This is a genomic window from Cellulomonas denverensis, from assembly GCF_012396125.1.
GTDB classification, from domain to species: Bacteria; Actinomycetota; Actinomycetes; order Actinomycetales; family Cellulomonadaceae; genus Cellulomonas; species Cellulomonas denverensis.
Map to the genome: position 1 here is coordinate 90,859 of NZ_JAAXOX010000012.1, position 17,994 is coordinate 108,852.

The following is a 17,994-nucleotide window of genomic DNA, read 5'->3' on the forward strand; positions in this document are numbered from 1 at the left end:
TCGACGACCGTGCCCGCACGGTCGTAGCACCGCATGAGCACCACCGCAGCACAGCTTGCCGAGCAGCTCGGGATCCATCTGGACCCCGAGCTGCTCGTGCTGTCCCTGACCCACCGCTCCTTCGCCCACGAGGCGGGTGGCATCCCCACCAACGAGCGGCTGGAGTTCCTCGGCGACACCGTCCTCGGACTGGTGGTCACCGAGGAGCTGTACCGCCGGTATCCCGACCTCTCCGAGGGCGAGCTGGCGAAGATGCGCGCCGCCTCGGTGTCCCAGCGCGCCCTGGCAGCGGTCGCCCGGACCCTGGACCTGGGCTCGTACACCCTGCTCGGCAAGGGTGAGATCGCCACCGGCGGCCGGGAGAAGGACTCGATCCTCTCCGACACCCTGGAGGCGCTGTTCGGCGCCGTCTACCTGGCGCACGGGCTGGAGCCCTCGCGGGAGCTGGTGCTCCGCCTGGTCGGCCCGACGCTGACCGCCGCCTCGCACCTGGGTGCGGGGCTGGACTGGAAGACCAGCCTGCAGGAGTTGACCGCCCACCTCGGACTCGGTGCGCCCAGCTACCACGTGACCAGCGACGGGCCGGACCACGCGCGGGTGTTCTCCGCCGAGGTCGTGGTCGCCGACCAGGTCCGTGGCACCGGCACCGGGTCGGCCAAGAAGCTCGCCGAGCAGCAGGCCGCCGAGCGCGCCTGGACCACGCTGTCCGAGCAGGCCACCGCCCCCGTCGACTGAGCCGGAGACCTCCGTGCCCGAACTGCCCGAGGTCGAGACCGTCCGCGACGGCCTGGAGCGCCATGTGGTCGGCCGCCGGGTCACCGGGGTCGAGGTGCGCCGGCCGGCCAGCATCCGCCGCCACCTGGGTGGTGCCGCCGACCTGACCGGCCGCCTGGTCGGCCGGGAGTTCACCGCCGCGGTCCGGCGCGGCAAGTTCCTCTGGCTGCCGCTGGGCGCCCCGGAGTCCGACGACGCGCTGCTGGCCCACCTCGGCATGAGCGGCCAGCTGCTGGTCCGCGCCGACCCGGCCGAGGGCGGCGACCACCGGCACCTGCGGGTGCGGCTGCTGCTGGACGACGGGGGAGCGCTGGACTTCGTCGACCAGCGCACCTTCGGGCACCTGGCGGTGGTGGACCTGGAACCGACCGCCGACGGACGCCCGGGTGGCGCCGGCTCCGCTGCCGCCCTGGTGCCCGGCCCGGCCGCGCACATCGCCCGCGACCTGCTCGACCCCGCCCTCGACCGGGAGGCGCTCGCCCGGGCCCTGCGCCGCAAGCGCACCGTGGTCAAGCGGGCGCTGCTGGACCAGACCCTGATGTCCGGGGTGGGCAACATCTACGCCGACGAGGGCCTGTGGCGCGCCCGGGTGCACCCCGAGCACCCGACCCCCGACCTGACCGCCGAGCAGGCGCACCGGGTGCTGGACGGCGTCACCGAGGTGATGCGCGACGCGCTGCGCCAGGGCGGGACCAGCTTCGACGCGCTGTACGTCAACGTGAACGGCGCCAGCGGGTACTTCGACCGGTCGCTGGCGGTCTACGGCCAGGGCGGCCGGGCCTGCCCGCGCTGCGGGGCGCCGGTGGTGCGGGAAAAGTTCATGAACCGGTCCAGCCACTTCTGCCCGGTGTGCCAGCCGCGCTAGCGGGTCACGGTGTTCCGCAGCGGCTCCCCGCGCTGGAACGCGGCCAGGTTGTCCGCCAGCAGGGTGTCCGCGCCCACCGGCCGGCCACCGGCGGCGTGCGGGGTGATCAGCAGGTTTGGCAGGTCCCACAGCGGCGAGTCCGGGGGCAGCGGCTCGGTGGCGGTCACATCCACCGCGGCCGCGGCCAGCCGGCCCTCCTGCAACGCGCGCAGCAGCGCACCCTCGTCGACGGTGCTGCCCCGGCCGACGTTGACGAACACCGCGCGGGCCGGCAGCCGGCGCAGGATGCCGTCGTCCACCACCCGCCGGGTCGCGGTGGTGGCGGGCAGGATGTCGATGAGGGCGTCGGTGCGGGGGAGCAGGTCCAGCGCCTCGTCCAGCGTCACCACCGGGTAGCCGGCCCGGCGTCCGGCCGTGGAGGCGATCCCGACCACCTCGGCGCCGAGCAGGGTCAGCGCCGGGGCCAGCCGGGCGGCGATCGACCCGAAGCCCCAGATCAGCACCCGCGCCCCGGACAGCGACCCGAAGCCGGCACCGTCACTGCCCGGGATCGGCTGCAGCCCGCCGATCTCGCTGGACCACTCCCGGCGCTGTTGGGCCCGTACCGCCTCCGGCAACCGCCGGGCGAGCGCGAGCAGCAGGGCCAGGGTGTGTTCGGCGACCGGCCCGTCGTGCAGCCCGCGGCCCGAGGTCACCACCACCGCGGGATCGAAGCCCGCCGCCAGCACCGCATCCGGCCCCGCCGCCAGAGACTGCACCCAGCGCAGGGCGGTCAGGTCGCGGGCGGCCTCGGCCAATCGGTCGGCGGGATTGCCCCAGGCCACCAGCACCTCGGCGCCGCGCAGTTCGGGCGGGATCGGCTGGTGCACGTCGTACCGGGCGGCACGAACACCCTCGGGCAGGCGGGGGTCCAACGGGATCGTGTCGGGGAGCAGCACCAGCGTCATGGCAGGAGACTGGCGCAGCCGGGTTCGGGACGCCAGTGGCAGGTTCGGGCTTTTGGTCCCGGACAGTGGCTACGATGACCAGGTGTCCGCGACGAATGCCGCCCCTGAGCCCGCACGCACCGCGCCGATCTCCGTGATGATCGTCGACGACCACGAGGTCGTCCGGCGGGGCATCGCCGAGGTGGTCGAGCGGGCCGACGGGATGAAGGTGGTGGCCGAAGCCGGGTCGGTGGCGGACGGCGTCCGCCGGGCCGGACTGGTGCACCCCCAGGTGCTGCTGGTCGACCTGCAGCTGCCCGACGGCACCGGCATCGACCTGATGACCCAGGTCAAGTCGCTGCTGCCGGAGGCGCGGGCGATCGTGCTGACCAGCTTCGACGACGACGCGCTGGCCGCCGCGCTGGAGGCCGGTGCCGCCGCCTACCTGCTCAAGAGTGTCCGCGGCGCGGAGATCACCGACGTGATCCGCGCGGTGCACGCCGGCCGGACCCTGCTGGACGAGCGCACGGTCACCCGCCGCCGCGCCGGGCATGAGGACCCGACCGAGAACCTCACCCCGAGCGAGCTCAAGGTGCTGGATCTGATCGGCGACGGCATGTCCAACCGGGAGATCGCCGAGAAGCTGGGCGTGGCGGAGAAGACCGTCAAGAACCACATCACCTCGCTGCTGTCCAAGATGGGCCTGCAGCGACGGACCCAGGTCGCGGCCTGGGTGGCGGCCCGCCGGCACTCCAGCTGGCGCGCCGACACCGGCCAGCACTCCTGACCCCGGCTGCCTGACCCCGGCTCCCTGACCGGACCTCCCGGTCGGGGCCGTCCCGCCGTTCTCAGCCGAGCGGGACTTCCCAGCTCAGCAGCGTGCCCGGCCCGTCCGGAGCCGCCCCCAGCGAGAACGTCCCGCCGTGCTGCCGTGCCCGGGTGGCCAGGTTGCCGGTGCCCGAGCGCCGGTCCCGCACCACGGGCAGCCCCAGGCCGTCGTCGCGGACCTCGACCTGCACGGTGCCGGTCGGGCCCTGCCCGGTGACGCTGACCTTCACCGACACCGACGAGGCGTGCGCGTGCCGGGCGGCGTTCGCCAGACCCTCGCGCACCACCGCGACCACGTCGTCGGTCTTGTCCGGCCCGATCCGCTCGTCCACCAGGTCCGCGACGATGTAGTCGCCGTCCGAGACGGTCTCCCCGTCCAGCTCCACCACCAGCGACGGGGCGAAGCCCAGCCCGGTGCGGGCCAGCGAGGCCTCCCGGCGCAGCCGCTCGATGATGCCGGTGGCGGCGTCCGGGTCGCGCAGCGCGTAGACGATCTGCCGGATCTGGCGGACCGACTCGTCGACGTTGTCCAGCGCCTCCTCGACGATGCTGGTCAGCTCGGCCGGATCCACCCCGCGCGCGGCCCGGCGGCGCACGGTCTCCAGCTGCATGCCGGTGGCGAACAGTTGCTGGATCGCCAGGTCGTGCAGGTCCCGGGCGATCCGCTCCCGCTCGTCCAGCAGGGCGGCGACGTCCTGGGCGTGCCGGGCCTCGGCGAGCACGAAGGCCAGCGCGGCCTGGGAGGCGAAGGACTCGGCGGTGGCCAGGTCGTGCGGGGCGAACACGGGTGCCCCGACCCGCCGGAGCAGGATCAGCACGCCGACCCCGCGGCCGGAGGTCTGCAACGGCGCGAAGATGCCGGAGCCGAAGGCGCGCATCGCGGGGACCTTGACCTGCCGGGAGGCGGAGATCGACTCCACCAGCATCCCGGAGCCCTCGGTCATCACGGACCAGGAGCTGCCGGACTGGGGCAGGACGGACCCGATGAGCTCGTCCGCCCGGTGCCCGTCGGCCAGCTCGACCAGCAACTCCCCGCCCAGCCCGGGCAGCGCGAGGGCCGCGGCGTCGGCGTCGGCGACGTCCCGGGCGGTGGCGGCGATGTGCGCCAGCGCTTCCTCCTCGTCCGCACCGGACAGCAGCATGGTGGTGATCTCCTGGCCGGCCCGCAGCCAGTGCTCGCGCCGGGCGCCCTCGGAGAACAGCTGGGCGTTCGCCACCGCCACACCGGCGGTGGCGGCCAGCGCGATCACGGTGTTGTCGTCCTGCTCGGTGAAGCCGCCCGCCTTGTCCGCCAGGTACAGGTAGCCGTAGACCTGCTCGCGGACCCGGACCGCCGCACCCAGGAACGAGCCCATCGACGGGTGGTTGTTCGGCCAGCCCTCGAACGCCGGGTGCTCGGTGAGGTCGGCCAGGTGCAGCACCCCGTGGTCCGGGATCTTGCTCAGCACCCCGCGGGCGTGTGGCGGGTGGCCCATCATCGCGGCCAGCTCCGCCGGGACCCCGGCCTGCACGAAGGTGGTCGACTCGCCGCGGGAGTCCAGCACGTTGATCGCGCCGTAGGTGGCCCCGGTCAGTTCCACCGAGACCCGGACGAACCGCTCCAGCACGGTCGGCAGTTCCAGGTCGGAGGCGACCGAGAGCACCGCGTCCAGCAGATCGCTCAGGTGGTCGCCGAACTCGTCCTCGGCGCCGATCTCCACCCGCGGGCGACCGTCGGGGTCGGTCAGGTGGATCGTGGTCGTGACGCCGTGCCCGGGATGCCGGTTCGTCAGGTTGTCGGCCATTCGTCGTTCCCACCCTCGTCGAGCTCTGCGGCGTGCGCCTCACGGTACTGGGCATCGGCCGCCAGGAGCTGCTGGTGGGTGCCGCGTGCCGCGACCGTGCCCCGATCGAGCAACAGGACCTCGTCCGCGGCGGCCAGCGGGGCCAGTCGGTGCGTCACCACCAGCACGCCGCGGGTGGTGTCCTCGGACTGGTCCAGCAGATCGGCCACCAGCCGGTCGGCGGTGCCCGGGTCCAGGTGCTCGGCCGGCTCGTCGATCAGCAGCAGTGGGGCGGGGGAGAGCAGGGCCCGGGCCAGCAGCAGCCGTCGGCGCTCGCCACCGGAGACGCTCCGGCCGTCGGCGCCCAGGGCGGTGTCCACCCCGTCGGGCAGCCCGGCCAGCCAGTCGCCCAGCCCGGCGGTGACCAGCGCCGCCCGGGCCTCCTCCGGGGTGGCGTCGCCGCGGGCGACCCGCAGGTTCTCCAGCACGGTGGTCTCGAAGACGTGCGCGTCCTCGGTGGTCAGTGACAGCCGGGCCAGCCGGGCGCCCGGATCGGTGTCGGTCAGCGGCACACCGTCCAGCAGCAGCTCGCCGCCGCGGGGCGGCAGGAAGCCGGACAGCGTGAGCAGCAGGGTGGTCTTGCCGATGCCGGACGGTCCGACCACGGCCAGCGACCGGCCCGGCCGCAGTTCCAGGTCCAACCCGGTGAGCACCGGCGCCCGGCCCGGCCAGCCGACCGCCAGCCCGCGGGCGGTGATCACCGGGCCGCAGGCGGGGATGTCGACCGGGTCGGCCACCGGGGCGGGGCGCGCGGCGGCGTCGTCCTCGGGGGCGTCGGCGGCGTCCAGCAGGGCCATCAGCCGCTGGGCCGCCGTGCGGGAGCGGTGCACCTGGATCGCGGCGGCCGGCAGCACGCTGGTCGCCTCGAACGCGGCCAGCGGGGTCAGCACGATCACCGCCAGCTCCACCGCGGCCAACTGCCCGGCCGCCAGTGCCGGGATGCCGGTCAGCAGCGCACCCAGCACCGCGATCCCGATCGCCAGATTGCCCAGGGCGGCGGCCACCGCGGCCGGTCCGGCCCCGGCATCGGTCGCACGGGCCAGGTCGGCGTCGGCCTCCCGCAGCCGGGCCAGCTCCGCACCGGTCCGGCCCTGCACCGCCAGCGGCCCGGCATCGTCCAGCAGCCCCAGGGCGGCGGCCGCCATCCGGCCCCGGGCGTCGGCGGCGCGCTCCTCGGTCGCCCGGGCGGCACGCTGGGCCAGCCAGGGGGCGACCACGCCGGCGAGCACCAGGCAGGCGGCCAGGATCGCCCCGGCCACCGGCAGGAAGGCGGACATCGCGGCGACCGTGCCGACCCCGAGCGCCAGCGCCACCGTCGCGGGCAGCAGGCCACGGACCACGACGTCGCCGACCGCGTCGACATCCGCGCCGACCCGGGCCAGCAGGTCGCCGCGGCGCACCGACAGCGTCGCCTCCGGACGGCCGCCGGCCAGCCGGGTGTAGAGCGTGGTGCGCAGGGTGGCCATCCCGCGCAACGCCACATCATGCGAGACCAGCCGGTCCAGATAGCGGAACAGCCCGCGGCCGATGCCGAAGGCGCGCACCCCCACCGTCGCCACCGACAGCTGCAGCACCGGCGGCATCTGGGCCGCCCGGGTGATCAGCCAGGCGGAGACCGCGGCGAGGGCGACCGCGCAGCCCAGGGCCAGGGTGCCGAGCAGGGCGGCGAGCGCGAACCGGCGCCGGTCCACGTCCAGCAGGGCGACCGCCCGCCACAGCGGGTCCTGGCGGCGACCGGCGGGGGTCAGGGTGCCCGCGGCAGCGGCCGGTGCGGTGCGGGTGGCGCTCATCGGCCGGCCTCCTGGCTGGTCGAGGGGATGGTGCCGTCCGGGCCGGCCGAGGGGATCGAGCCGTCCGAGCCGTCCGGGTCGGCCGAGGCGGTTCCGGTGGGCACGGTGTCCGGCGGGGTGGTCTCCGAGGGGGTGAGGGCTGCCGGGACGTTCTCCGCCCGGACGGTCACCACCCGGTCGGCCAGCGCGATCAGCGACGGGCGGTGGGCGACCAGCAGCACGGTCCGGCCGTCGGCCCGCAGCCGGCGCACGGTGTCCAGCACCACCCGCTCACCGGCGGCGTCCAGGTGGGCGGTGGGCTCGTCCAGCACCACCAGCGGCGCCGGGGACAGCAGCGCTCGGGTCAGAGCGACCCGCTGGCGCTGTCCGACGCTCAGCCCGGCGCCGCCGCGGCCCAGGTCGGTGTCCCAGCCCTGCGGCAGCCCGGCGACCACCGCGTCCAGGCCGGTCAGCCGGGCGGCCTCGTCCCGGCGAGCGGGATCGGTGCCGTCGCCGCGGACCAGCTGGTCCAGGGCGGCCGGTTCCAGCACCGGCCGCTGGGGGAGCCAGGCGATCTGCGGCCAGAACCCGTGCAGGTCGATCTCGGCCAGCGGCACCGGGTCCTCGCCCTGCGGCACCAACTCCACGGCCCCGGAGTCGGGCCGCAGCAGGCCGAGCAGCAGGTCGACGGTGGTGGACTTGCCGGCGCCGCTGGGACCCGTGACGGCGACGGTGCTGCCGGGCGGGAGTTCCAGGTCCAGGTGCGCGGGGGCCAGCTGGTCGCGGCCGGGTGCCCGGACCGTGACGTCGGTGAGCCGGATCGTGGTCCGGCGCAGGTCGGGGGCCGGGCGGGTGCCGGTGGCGGGCAGCGGCGTCTCCACCACCTCGAAGACCTGCTCCGCCGCGGCGACCCCGTCGGTGGAGGCGTGGAACTGGGCACCGACCTGGCGCAGCGGCCAGTAGACCTCGGGCGCCAGGATCAGCACCGCCAGCCCGTCGACCAGGGTCATCTGGCCGTAGACCAGCCGCAGACCGATGCTGACCGCGACCAGGGCGACCGACAGCGTGGTCAGCAGCTCCAGCACCATGCCGGACAGGAAGGCGATCCGCAGCGTGCCCATCGTGGCCTTGCGGTGCGCGTCGCCGAGCGCCTGGACCCGCTGGGCCGGACCGCGCTCCCGGCCGAAGGCACGCAGTGTGGCGATCCCGGCGATCAGGTCGAGCACCTGGGAGCCGAGCCGCTGCATCACGGTCAGCCCGCGCTCGGAACGGCCCTGGGTGAGCTGGCCGATCAGCACCATGAAGATCGGGATCAGCGGCAGGGTGCCGGCGGCGATCGCAGCACTGACCCAGTCCAGCCGCAGGATCACCACCAGCGTGGCCGGGGTGACCGTCGCCGACAGCACCAGCTGCGGCAGGTACTTCACGAAGTAGGCGTCCAGGGCGTCCAGCCCCCGGGTGGCCAGCGTGACCACCCGGGGACCGGCACCCTCGGCCAGCCAGCGCGGCCCGAGCTCCGCGGCCCGGGCCACCACCTGTTCGCGCAGTTCGGTCACCGCCCGGGTGGCCGCGCGGTGCGCGTACCGCTCCTGCACCCCGGTGGCGAGCGCACGGGCGGCGATCACCACCGCGAGCCACCCGATCCGCGGCAGCAGGTCGGCCAGCGGGACACCGTCATGGGCGGCCTCGGCGAGCACCTGCGCGAGCAGGATCGCCTGGGCGATGACGAGTCCGGCGGTGACCAGCCCGAGCGCGACCGTCAGGGCCAGATAGCCCCGGGCGGCACGGGCATAACGCAGCAGACGCGGATCGAGCGGCTTCACGGAGGAGAGTGTCTCCCTCAGACCTGAGCGGCGCCGGCCTCGTCCTTGCGCGCGGTGACCTGCGCGAAGGTGAGACCGGTGTGCTCCGGGATGTGGTCGGCGGAGATCCGCTTGCGGAACACCCAGTAGGTCCAGCCCTGGTAGAGCAGGACGATCGGGGTGAGGATCACGGCCACCCAGGTCATCACGGTCAGCGTGTAGTCCGTGGAGGACGCCGCCGCGATGCTCAGGGAGTAGTCCGGGTTGAGGGCGGGCATGACGTCGGGGTACATCGAGCCGAAGATCAGCACCACCGCCGCCACGATCACCACGGCCGAGGCGACGAACGCCCGGCCCTCACGCCGCTGCCGGGTGGTGATGACCACGACGAGCAGTCCGATCGCGGCGACCGCCACGGCAGCCCAGGTCCAGGCGACCGAGTACGCCAGCTGGGCCCAGATCGCCCACGCCGCGGCCACCACCAGGGTGACGACCGACGAGGTCTCGGCGAGCTTGGCGGCCTTGGTGTGGATGTCGCCGGAGGTCTTGAGCGCCAGGAACACCGCACCGTGGGTCAGGAAGATCGACGCCAGGCACAGCCCGCCTAGCAGGGCGAACGGGTTCAGCAGGGCGAAGAACCCGCCGACGTACTGGTAGTTGGCGTCCAGCTCGACACCGCGCACCAGGTTGGCGAAGGCCACGCCCCACAGGATCGCCGGCACGTAGGAGCCGAAGACGATCGCCCGGTCGGCCCAGGCCCGCCAGCCGGGGGTGTTGATCTTGCCCCGCCACTCGAAGGCGACGATCCGGACGATCAGCGCCAGCAGGATCAGGAACAACGGGAGGTAGAACCCGGAGAACAGGGTGGCGTACCACTCCGGGAAGGCCGCGAAGGTGGCGCCACCGGCGGTGAGCAGCCACACCTCGTTCCCGTCCCAGACCGGGCCGATGGTGTTGATCATGACGCGGCGGTCCTTCTCGTTCCGGCCGAGGAACGGAAGGAGCATGCCCACGCCGAAGTCGAAGCCCTCCAGGACGAGGTAACCCGTCCAGAGCACCGCGATCAGCAGGAACCAGAGGATCGAGAGGTCCATGTCGCTGACTCCTGCCTCAGTAGGCGAACGACAGCGGCCGGTCGGCCGATGCGGGGTCGTTCGGGTCGGGCTTGTTGTCCGGGTTGTCGGGGGAGACGTCCTTCTCGGTGTCGGCGACACCCTCCGAGGCGTAGCGCTTCATCAGGCGGAACCAGACCACGGCGAGCACCCCGTACAGCAGGGTGAACAGCGCCAACGACAGGATGACCTCGGTCGGGCTGACCACCTCGGAGACACCGCGCATGGTCAGCAACCGGACCTCGTCGATGCCGCTCGGGTTCGGCGCCACCACCCAGGGCTGGCGGCCCATCTCGGTGAAGATCCAGCCGAAGGCCGAGGCCAGGAACGGGGTCGGGATCGCCCAGATGCCGATCCGGGCCAGCCACTTGTTGCCGGAGACCCGGCCCTTGCGGGTCAGCCACAGCGCGGTCAGGGCGAGTGCGACCGAGCCGAGGGCGAAGCCGATCATCAGGCGGAACGACCAGTAGGTCACCGTCAGGTCGGGGATGTAGTTGACGTCGGTGACACCGTCGCCGTACCGGGCCTCGTACTCGGCCTGCAGGTCGTTGACCCCGCGCAGCTCGGAGGAGAAGTCGTTGTTGGCCAGGAAGGACAGCAGGCCGGGGATCTGCAGGTAGTGCGTGACGCCCTCGCAGTTGTTGCTGAGGTCACCGATGGCCAGCAGCGAGAACGCCGCTCCGTCCTCGGTCTCGCACAACGCCTCGGCTGCGGCCATCTTGGTCGGTTGCTGCTCGAACATCAGCTGGCCCTGGGCGTGGCCGGAGATGGCCAGGCCGACACCGGCGACCAGCATGGTGAAGACACCGAGCTTGACCGCGGGACGGTAGATCTCGCGGGCCTTGTCCTCCTGCCCCTTGCGGACCAGGCGCACCATCCACCAGGCGGCGATGCCGGCGACGAAGGTGCCCGCGGTCAGGAAGGCGGCGGTGATGGTGTGCGGGAACGCGGCGAGCAGGGTGTTGTTGGTCAGCACCGCCCAGATGTCGGTCATCTCGGCGCGGCCGGTCTCGACGTTGAACTCGGCGCCGACGGGGTGCTGCATCCAGGAGTTGGCGGCCAGGATGAAGTAGGCCGACAGGTTGGTGGCGATGGCGACCGCCCAGATGCAGGCCAGGTGGATCTTCTTCGGCAGCTTGTCCCAGCCGAAGATCCACAGGCCCAGGAAGGTCGACTCCACGAAGAAGGCCGCCAGGGCCTCCATGGCGAGGGGTGCGCCGAAGACGTCACCGACGAAGCGGGAGTACTCCGACCAGTTCATGCCGAACTGGAACTCCTGCACGATGCCGGTGGCCACGCCGATCGCGAAGTTGATCAGCAACAGCTTGCCGAAGAACTTGGTCAGCTTGAGCCAGGTCTCGTTCTGGGTGCGCACCCAGATGGTCTGCATGATGGCGACCAGCGGCGACAGTCCGATGGTCAGCGGCACGAAGATGAAGTGGTAGACGGTGGTGATACCGAACTGCCACCGTGCCAGGTCGAGGGCTTCCACTGGGGGGCTCCGTCCGAGGTGCGAGGCGGGTGTGGGAGGGCCGAAGGTCCGGGGGTGTGACCCGTCGCCGACGCTATTGCGCCTGTGTTCACAAGCATAGGACGAAGGTCCCGCGATCTGACACCCTGTCGCTTCGTCGCGTGTGGTGATGTGTCGCACACGGGGCCCGGGACGGTCCTCCGCGCGTGACGTAGGGCACTGTGCGATACTCGCTGCGGCAGCAGGAACTCACACGGCCTGCGCTGGTTTTTGCGAGTACGCCTCTCCGGCGCGCCGAGCACGCCAGCCGCCGCCCGTGCGCCCCCGTCGAGATGACGGCGGGCGAGGGCAGGCGATGGCGCCGAGCGCACGGGGTGGGCGACCGACATCGACTTCCGTCGCCGCGGGGACGCGAGCGACGACCGAACAGCCCGTGGGGCGCCGGCGGTGTGACCGGCGGATCCGCGGCACCCAGGAGCACACGCACGTGACATCCGAGAACACCGACGCCGTGACCGCTGCGACCGGCGGGACCACCCCCGCCAAGCGCCCGCGCCGCGCCACCCGCCCCGCCGCCACGCCGGCCGAGGCCCCCGCTACCGCCGCGGCACCCTCGGCCACCCCGGCGACCGAGCCGACCACCGGCACCGCCGCCCCCGAGGTCGCCGCCGAGGCCCCGGTCGCCGCCCCGCGCCGCCGGACCCGCAAGACCGCGACCGCCACGACGGCCACCGAGGTGCCGGACGCCGGTGCCGCGACCGCCGAGGCTGCCCCGGTCGCCGAGCCCGCCGCGGCGAAGGCCCCGGCGAAGAAGGCCACCCGCACCCGGAAGAAGGCGGTCGCCGCCCCGGTCGAGGGTGAGACCGCCCCGGCCGTCGAGAGCGCCGCTGCCGAGACCGGTGCCCGCGCCGGGACCGCCACCGCACGGACCGCCGCTGCGGACACCGCAGACCGGACCGGCGCGCCCGCCGACACTGCCGCGTCGGCCGCCGATGCGCCCGCCGACCAGGCTGCCCCCAAGAAGCGCGCCACCCGCGCCCCGGCGAAGAAGAAGGCCCCGGCCAAGGCCGCCACCACCGAGCCGGCCCCGTCCGGTACCGAGGCCGACGCCCCGCAGACTCCTGCCGCGACCGCCGCCACGAACGTGTCCGCCACGGACGCCACCGCCGCTGCGTCCGCGGCCGACGCCCCCGCCGCACCCAAGCGCCGACGCGCCACCCGCAAGGCCGCCGCGCCCACCGACGCGCCGGCCTCCGCTGCTGCGACCACCGCTGACGCACCGGCCGAGGCCGCCGGCGGCACTGCCCGGACCGCGAGCACCCCCGAGTCGGCCACCACCGGGTCCGCCACCACCGGGTCCGCGGCCGACGAGCCCGCCACCAGCGCCACCGAGGCCCCCGCCGCCCCGGCCCGCCGCACCCGGTCCCGCCGCGCCACCCGCCCGGCCGCCGCGGCCGCCGAGCCGGTCGCCACGCCCGCCCCCGAGCCCTCCGCTCCGGCCACCGAGCCCGCCGACGAGGCGGAGGAGGACGAGGAGGCCACCGAGGAGACCACCGAGGGGCAGGGCGCCGCGCTGGACGTGCTGGCCGCCTTCTCCGGTGTCACCCCCGAGCCGGAGAAGCCGACCGCCGGTGCCGGCCGCCTGGCCACCACCGCGCTGTTGTTCCAGGCGCCGGACCCCACCCCCCGTCGCCGCCGTCGTGCCCAGGCCCCCGCCGGGTCGCCGGAGGAGATCGCCGCCGCCGCGCACGCGGAGGCCGAGGCCGAGCAGCCCGCCGCGGAGGAGCCGGCCGAGCAGTCGGAGTCCACCGAGCCGGAGTCCACCGGTGGCGGTCGCCGCAGCCGTGGCCGCCGCGGTGGTCGCAAGCGTTCCGGCCAGCAGTCCGAGGTGGAGGAGACCGCCGAGGAGCAGCCGGAGGTGCCCGCCGAGGACGAGCAGGCCGACGACCAGACCGACGAGCAGCAGTCCGAGGGCGACGAGGCCGAGGACGGCGAGGGTTCGCCCCGTCGCCGCCGCCGTCGTGGTGGCCGTGGCCGTCGTTCCCGCGCCAAGGGTGAGTCCGAGGACGGTGGCGAGGACGACTCCGCCGAGTCCGCGGAGGACGAGTCGGCCGAGGACCAGTCCGCCGAGGACGGCGACTCCGACGACGAGGGCGAGGGGTCCGGCAGCAGCCGTCGCCGCCGCCGCCGTCGTCGCTCCCGGGGTGGCGACGGGGACTCCGGTTCGTCGTCGTCGTCCGCGGGGCGTGGCACCGGCCGGGACGAGGTGACCGCCCTGCGCGGGTCCACCCGGCTGGAGGCCAAGCGCCAGCGCCGCCGGGAGGGCCGGGACGCCGGTCGCCGCCGCCAGATCATCACCGAGGCCGAGTTCCTGGCCCGCCGCGAGTCGGTCGAGCGCAGCATGATCGTGCGCGAGCTGGACGGGCGCACCCAGATCGCGGTGCTCGAGGACGGCGTGCTGGTCGAGCACTACGTGTCCAAGCAGGCCCAGGCGTCGATGGTGGGCAACGTCTACCTCGGCCGGGTGCAGAACGTGCTGCCCAGCATGGAGGCGGCGTTCGTCGACGTGGGCCGTGGCCGCAACGCCGTGCTGTACGCCGGTGAGGTCAACTGGGACGCCGCCGGGGTCGAGGGCGGCAAGACCCGCCGGATCGAGCAGGCGCTGAAGTCCGGCGACTCGGTGCTGGTCCAGGTCACCAAGGACCCGATCGGGCACAAGGGCGCCCGCCTCACCTCGCAGGTCACCCTGGCCGGCCGCTACCTGGTCTACGTGCCCGGTGGTGGCATGACCGGGATCAGCCGCAAGCTGCCGGACAACGAGCGCAGCCGGCTGAAGAAGATCCTGCGCGAGGTCGTGCCGGACTCGGCGGGCGTGATCGTGCGCACCGCCGCGGAGGGTGCCTCGGAGGAGGAGCTGCGTGCGGACATCGCCCGGCTGCAGTCGCAGTGGGAGGCGATCGAGAAGAAGGCGAAGACCGCCTCGGCGCCGTCGCTGCTGCAGGGTGAGCCGGACATGGCGATCCGGGTGGTCCGGGACATCTTCAACGACGACTTCAGCTCCCTGGTGGTCCAGGGTGACGAGGCGTGGTCGACGATCTCCGGCTACATCGGTGAGCTGGCGCCCGACCTGGTCGAGAAGATGAGCAAGTACACCGGGACCGGTGACGTCTTCCACGACCACCGGGTCGACGAGCAGCTCGCCAAGGGCATGGACCGCAAGGTGTGGCTGCCGTCCGGCGGTTCGCTGGTGATCGACCGCACCGAGGCGATGACCGTGGTCGACGTCAACACCGGCAAGTTCACCGGTGCGGGCGGCACGCTGGAGGAGACGGTCACCCGGAACAACCTGGAGGCCGCGGAGGAGATCGTCCGCCAGCTCCGGCTCCGGGACATCGGCGGCATCATCGTGATCGACTTCATCGACATGGTGCTGGAGTCGAACCGCGACCTGGTGCTGCGCCGGCTGGTCGAGTGCCTGGGCCGGGACCGGACCAAGCACCAGGTGGCCGAGGTCACCTCGCTGGGCCTGGTGCAGATGACCCGCAAGAGGGTGGGCCAGGGCCTGGTCGAGGCGTTCTCCGAGACCTGCGAGCACTGCCACGGCCGCGGCTTCATCGTGCACACCGAGCCGGTGGAGAAGTCCGGCGGCAACGGTGGTGGCGGTCAGCACCAGCACCAGCAGCAGGAGAAGTCCTCCTCCGGCGAGGGCGAGTCGAAGCGGTCGCGGCGCAAGCGTGGCGGCTCCGGTTCGGCCACTCCGGCGCCGGAGAAGGAGACCGCAGTGCCGGTGCTGCCGGAGGCGCGCGAGCAGGTGAACGCCACCCTGGCGACGATCGCGGCCGCCGCGGCGCACGCACACCAGAGCGAGGACGAGGCGCCGACCGCCGAGCCGGCCGCGGCCGAGGTCACCTCGCCGGCCGCCGAGGGCGGTGAGCGTCCGTACCTGGACGTGTTCGCCGCGCTGGGTGAGCTCGGCACCGGGGAGAAGACCTCCGGTGCGGACGGTGGGGCCGAGCCGGAGCTGGCGCTGGCCCAGGTCGACCCGAGCGTGTTCGAGGACGGCGAGCCGATGCCGGATCAGGCGATCGACGAGCTGACCGAGTCCCCGGAGCAGCCGGAACAGTGAACGACGGGTGCGCGGGCCGCCCGGTGGTTTGACCCCTACCGAGCGGCCCGCGTATCCTTGAACGTCGGTGCGCTCTGGCGCGTGGTCCCGTTTCGGCAGGACCTGTCGGAGAGCGCCGTTCGTGTGTGAAGCCGTTGAGCTCTCCCGGTCCGCCGCCGACAACCGGCGCGTGCGGGGGTCGTCGGCTCCGGCACACGCCCCAGAACCTGTAGTTCGACGAGCAGAGATGAGCAGCAACGTGGTGTACGCGATCGTGAAGGCCGGCGGCCGTCAGGAGAAGGTCGCCGTTGGCGACGTCGTCGTGGTCGACCGCCTCGCGGCCGGTGCCGGCGCCACCGTCGAGCTGCCTGCGCTGCTGCTCGTCGACGGGGAGAAGGTGACCTCCGACGCCGCGGCGCTCGCGAAGATCACCGTCACCGCGGAGGTCGTCCGGGACGAGAAGGGCCCGAAGATCGACATCCTGCGCTACAAGAACAAGACCGGCTACCGCCGTCGCCAGGGTCACCGCCAGGCGCTGACCCGTCTCAAGGTCACCGGCATCAAGTGACCTGCCGCGGGTCCGCCCGCGTCGTGAAAACCCGGATCTAGAAAGCAGGCCTTGAGATGGCACACAAGAAGGGCGCGAGCTCCTCGCGCAACGGTCGTGACTCGAACGCCCAGCGTCTGGGCGTCAAGCGCTTCGGCGGCCAGGTGGTCGGCGCGGGCGAGATCATCGTGCGGCAGCGTGGCACCCACTTCCACCCCGGCGTGAACGTCGGCCGTGGCGGGGACGACACCCTGTTCGCCCTGGCCCCGGGTGCGGTGCAGTTCGGCACCCGCCGCGGCCGCAAGGTCATCGACGTCGTCACGGCGGACTGACCTCGGTTCTTCGGTCGAAGGGGCGTACCGCGTCGGCGGTGCGCCCCTTCGGCATGTTTCAGTAGGTCCCGGGCAACGACCCGGGGAGCAGAGGAGTGAACGATGGCCGCCTTCATCGACCGGGTGGTGCTGCACGCCAGTGGCGGTGACGGCGGCCACGGCTGTGCCTCGATCCGGCGGGAGAAGTTCAAGCCGCTGGCCGGCCCCGACGGCGGGAACGGCGGGAACGGCGGCAGCGTGATCCTGGTGGTCGACCCGCAGGTCACCACGCTGCTGGACTACCACCACTCGCCGCACCGGCACGCGCCCTCCGGCACCCAGGGGATGGGCGACAACCGGAACGGCGCCACCGGTGCGGATCTGCTGCTGCCGGTCCCGGACGGCACCGTGGTCAAGAGCCCCGAGGGCGAGGTGCTGGCCGACCTGGTCGGCGTCGGTGCCACCTACACGATCGCCGAGGGCGGTCACGGCGGGCTGGGCAACGCGGCCCTGTCCTCGCCGCGGCGCAAGGCCCCCGGCTTCGCGCTGCTCGGTGAGCCGGGCGACGCCGCGGACGTGGTGCTGGAGCTCAAGACGATCGCCGATGTCGCGCTGGTCGGGTTCCCGAGCGCCGGCAAGTCCAGCCTGGTCGCCGCGATGTCCGCCGCCCGGCCGAAGATCGCCGACTACCCGTTCACCACGCTGGTGCCGAACCTGGGCGTGGTGCAGGCCGGCGACGCGCGCTACACCGTCGCCGACGTGCCGGGGTTGATCCCGGGCGCCAGCGAGGGCAAGGGCCTGGGTCTGGAGTTCCTCCGGCACATCGAGCGCTGCGCGGTGATCGTGCACGTGCTGGACTGCGCCACGCTGGAATCGGACCGCGACCCGGTCCGCGACCTGGATGTGATCGAGGCCGAGCTGGCCGCGTACAGCGGGGACCTGCAGATCGAGGGCGGCCGGGTGCCGCTGAACGAGCGTCCGCGCCTGGTGGTGCTGAACAAGATCGACGTGCCGGACGCCCGGGACATGGCCGAGATGGTCCGTCCCGACCTGGAGGCCCGCGGCCTGCGGGTGTTCGAGGTGTCCACCGCCAGCCACGAAGGGCTGCGCCCGCTGAGCTTCGCGCTGGCCGAACTGGTCGAGCAGGCCCGCCGGGAGGCTCCGCAGCCGGAGGCGGCCCGCGTGGTGCTGCGGCCCAAGGCGGTCGACGCCGGTGGCTTCACCGTGACCCGCCGCCAGGACGGTGACCACGAGTACTTCCAGGTCCGGGGCAGCAAGCCGGAGCGCTGGGTGCGCCAGACCGACTTCACCAACGACGAGGCGGTGGGCTATCTGGCCGACCGGCTGGCCCGGCTTGGTGTGGAGGACCAGCTGCTCAAGGCAGGTGCGGTCGCCGGTGCCGAGGTCGTGATCGGTGACGGCGACCGGGCGGTGGTCTTCGACTGGGAGCCCACCCTGACCACCGGCTCCGAGCTGCTCGGTGGCCCGCGCGGCACCGACATGCGCCTGGACGACCACAGCCGCCCGACCCGCGGGGAGAAGCGCCGCGAGTACAAGGAGCGGATGGACGCCAAGGCGGAGGCCCGCGAGGAGCTGTGGCAGGAGCGCGAGGCCGGGCACTGGTCCGACCCCGAGGCGGAGTGACCGCCCGGGCGTCCGCC

At 73.5% G+C, this 17,994-nt stretch carries 13 protein-coding genes; 7 read left to right on the forward strand and 6 right to left on the reverse strand.

Annotation, left to right across the window (positions count from 1 at the left end; translation table 11 throughout):
* Positions 1–33: 33 nt before the first annotated feature.
* A complete protein-coding gene (gene rnc / locus HGA03_RS16035; RefSeq protein ID WP_168631305.1) occupies positions 34–735 on the forward strand; it encodes a ribonuclease III in 702 nt (233 codons plus the stop codon).
* Between the two features lie 13 nt (positions 736–748).
* Positions 749–1,639 carry a bifunctional DNA-formamidopyrimidine glycosylase/DNA-(apurinic or apyrimidinic site) lyase gene (gene mutM / locus HGA03_RS16040; protein ID WP_168631306.1) on the forward strand — a complete coding sequence of 297 codons (891 nt, stop codon included), beginning with the start codon at positions 749–751 and terminating at the stop codon, positions 1,637–1,639.
* Here the strand turns inward: mutM and HGA03_RS16045 are convergent.
* Positions 1,636–2,586: an NAD(P)-dependent oxidoreductase gene (locus HGA03_RS16045; protein ID WP_168631307.1), complete on the reverse strand. Its 951-nt coding sequence runs from the start codon at positions 2,584–2,586 to the stop codon at positions 1,636–1,638. The two genes, mutM and HGA03_RS16045, sit on opposite strands and share 4 nt — an antisense overlap.
* 136 nt (positions 2,587–2,722) lie before the next feature.
* On the opposite strand from HGA03_RS16045, the gene HGA03_RS16050 reads away from it, so the two are divergent.
* Positions 2,723–3,352: a response regulator gene (locus tag HGA03_RS16050; protein ID WP_168631334.1), complete on the forward strand. Its 630-nt coding sequence runs from the start codon at positions 2,723–2,725 to the stop codon at positions 3,350–3,352.
* A gap of 61 nt (positions 3,353–3,413) precedes the next feature.
* Here the strand turns inward: HGA03_RS16050 and HGA03_RS16055 are convergent, their stop codons facing one another.
* Genes HGA03_RS16055 through HGA03_RS16075 form a run of 5 tightly spaced genes read right to left on the reverse strand, consistent with a single transcriptional unit; the run spans position 3,414 to position 11,391 of the window.
* Entirely contained in the window at positions 3,414–5,177 is a 1,764-nt protein-coding gene (locus tag HGA03_RS16055) for a GAF domain-containing sensor histidine kinase (RefSeq protein WP_168631308.1), read from the reverse strand.
* Positions 5,162–7,006 (reverse strand): thiol reductant ABC exporter subunit CydC, encoded by a 1,845-nt coding sequence (gene cydC, locus HGA03_RS16060; RefSeq protein WP_168631309.1) that lies wholly within the window; start codon positions 7,004–7,006, stop codon positions 5,162–5,164. The genes HGA03_RS16055 and cydC overlap by 16 nt, the downstream gene beginning before the upstream one ends.
* Positions 7,003–8,808 (reverse strand): thiol reductant ABC exporter subunit CydD, encoded by a 1,806-nt coding sequence (gene cydD / locus HGA03_RS16065; RefSeq protein ID WP_168631310.1) that lies wholly within the window; start codon positions 8,806–8,808, stop codon positions 7,003–7,005. Before cydD ends, cydC begins: the two co-directional genes overlap by 4 nt.
* Before the next feature lie 17 nt (positions 8,809–8,825).
* Positions 8,826–9,881, reverse strand: coding sequence for a cytochrome d ubiquinol oxidase subunit II (gene cydB / locus HGA03_RS16070; RefSeq protein WP_168631311.1), 1,056 nt, complete (start codon positions 9,879–9,881; stop codon positions 8,826–8,828).
* A gap of 16 nt (positions 9,882–9,897) precedes the next feature.
* Positions 9,898–11,391 (reverse strand): cytochrome ubiquinol oxidase subunit I, encoded by a 1,494-nt coding sequence (locus HGA03_RS16075; protein WP_168631312.1) that lies wholly within the window; start codon positions 11,389–11,391, stop codon positions 9,898–9,900.
* 466 nt (positions 11,392–11,857) lie between these two features.
* Here HGA03_RS16075 and HGA03_RS19460 point away from each other — a divergent pair, with 466 nt between their 5' ends.
* The 4 genes from HGA03_RS19460 (at position 11,858) to obgE (ending at position 17,977) form a co-directional block, all read left to right on the forward strand.
* A complete protein-coding gene (locus HGA03_RS19460; RefSeq protein WP_239073562.1) occupies positions 11,858–15,496 on the forward strand; it encodes a ribonuclease E/G in 3,639 nt (1,212 codons plus the stop codon).
* 238 nt (positions 15,497–15,734) lie between these two features.
* Positions 15,735–16,043 carry a 50S ribosomal protein L21 gene (gene rplU / locus HGA03_RS16085; protein WP_203767404.1) on the forward strand — a complete coding sequence of 103 codons (309 nt, stop codon included), beginning with the start codon at positions 15,735–15,737 and terminating at the stop codon, positions 16,041–16,043.
* A gap of 56 nt (positions 16,044–16,099) precedes the next feature.
* The gene (gene rpmA / locus HGA03_RS16090; RefSeq protein WP_168631315.1) at positions 16,100–16,354 is read left to right on the forward strand and encodes a 50S ribosomal protein L27; all 255 of its coding nucleotides are present in this window, start codon (positions 16,100–16,102) and stop codon (positions 16,352–16,354) included.
* Between the two features lie 102 nt (positions 16,355–16,456).
* A complete protein-coding gene (gene obgE / locus HGA03_RS16095) occupies positions 16,457–17,977 on the forward strand; it encodes a GTPase ObgE (RefSeq protein WP_168631316.1) in 1,521 nt (506 codons plus the stop codon).
* Positions 17,978–17,994: the final 17 nt, after the last annotated feature.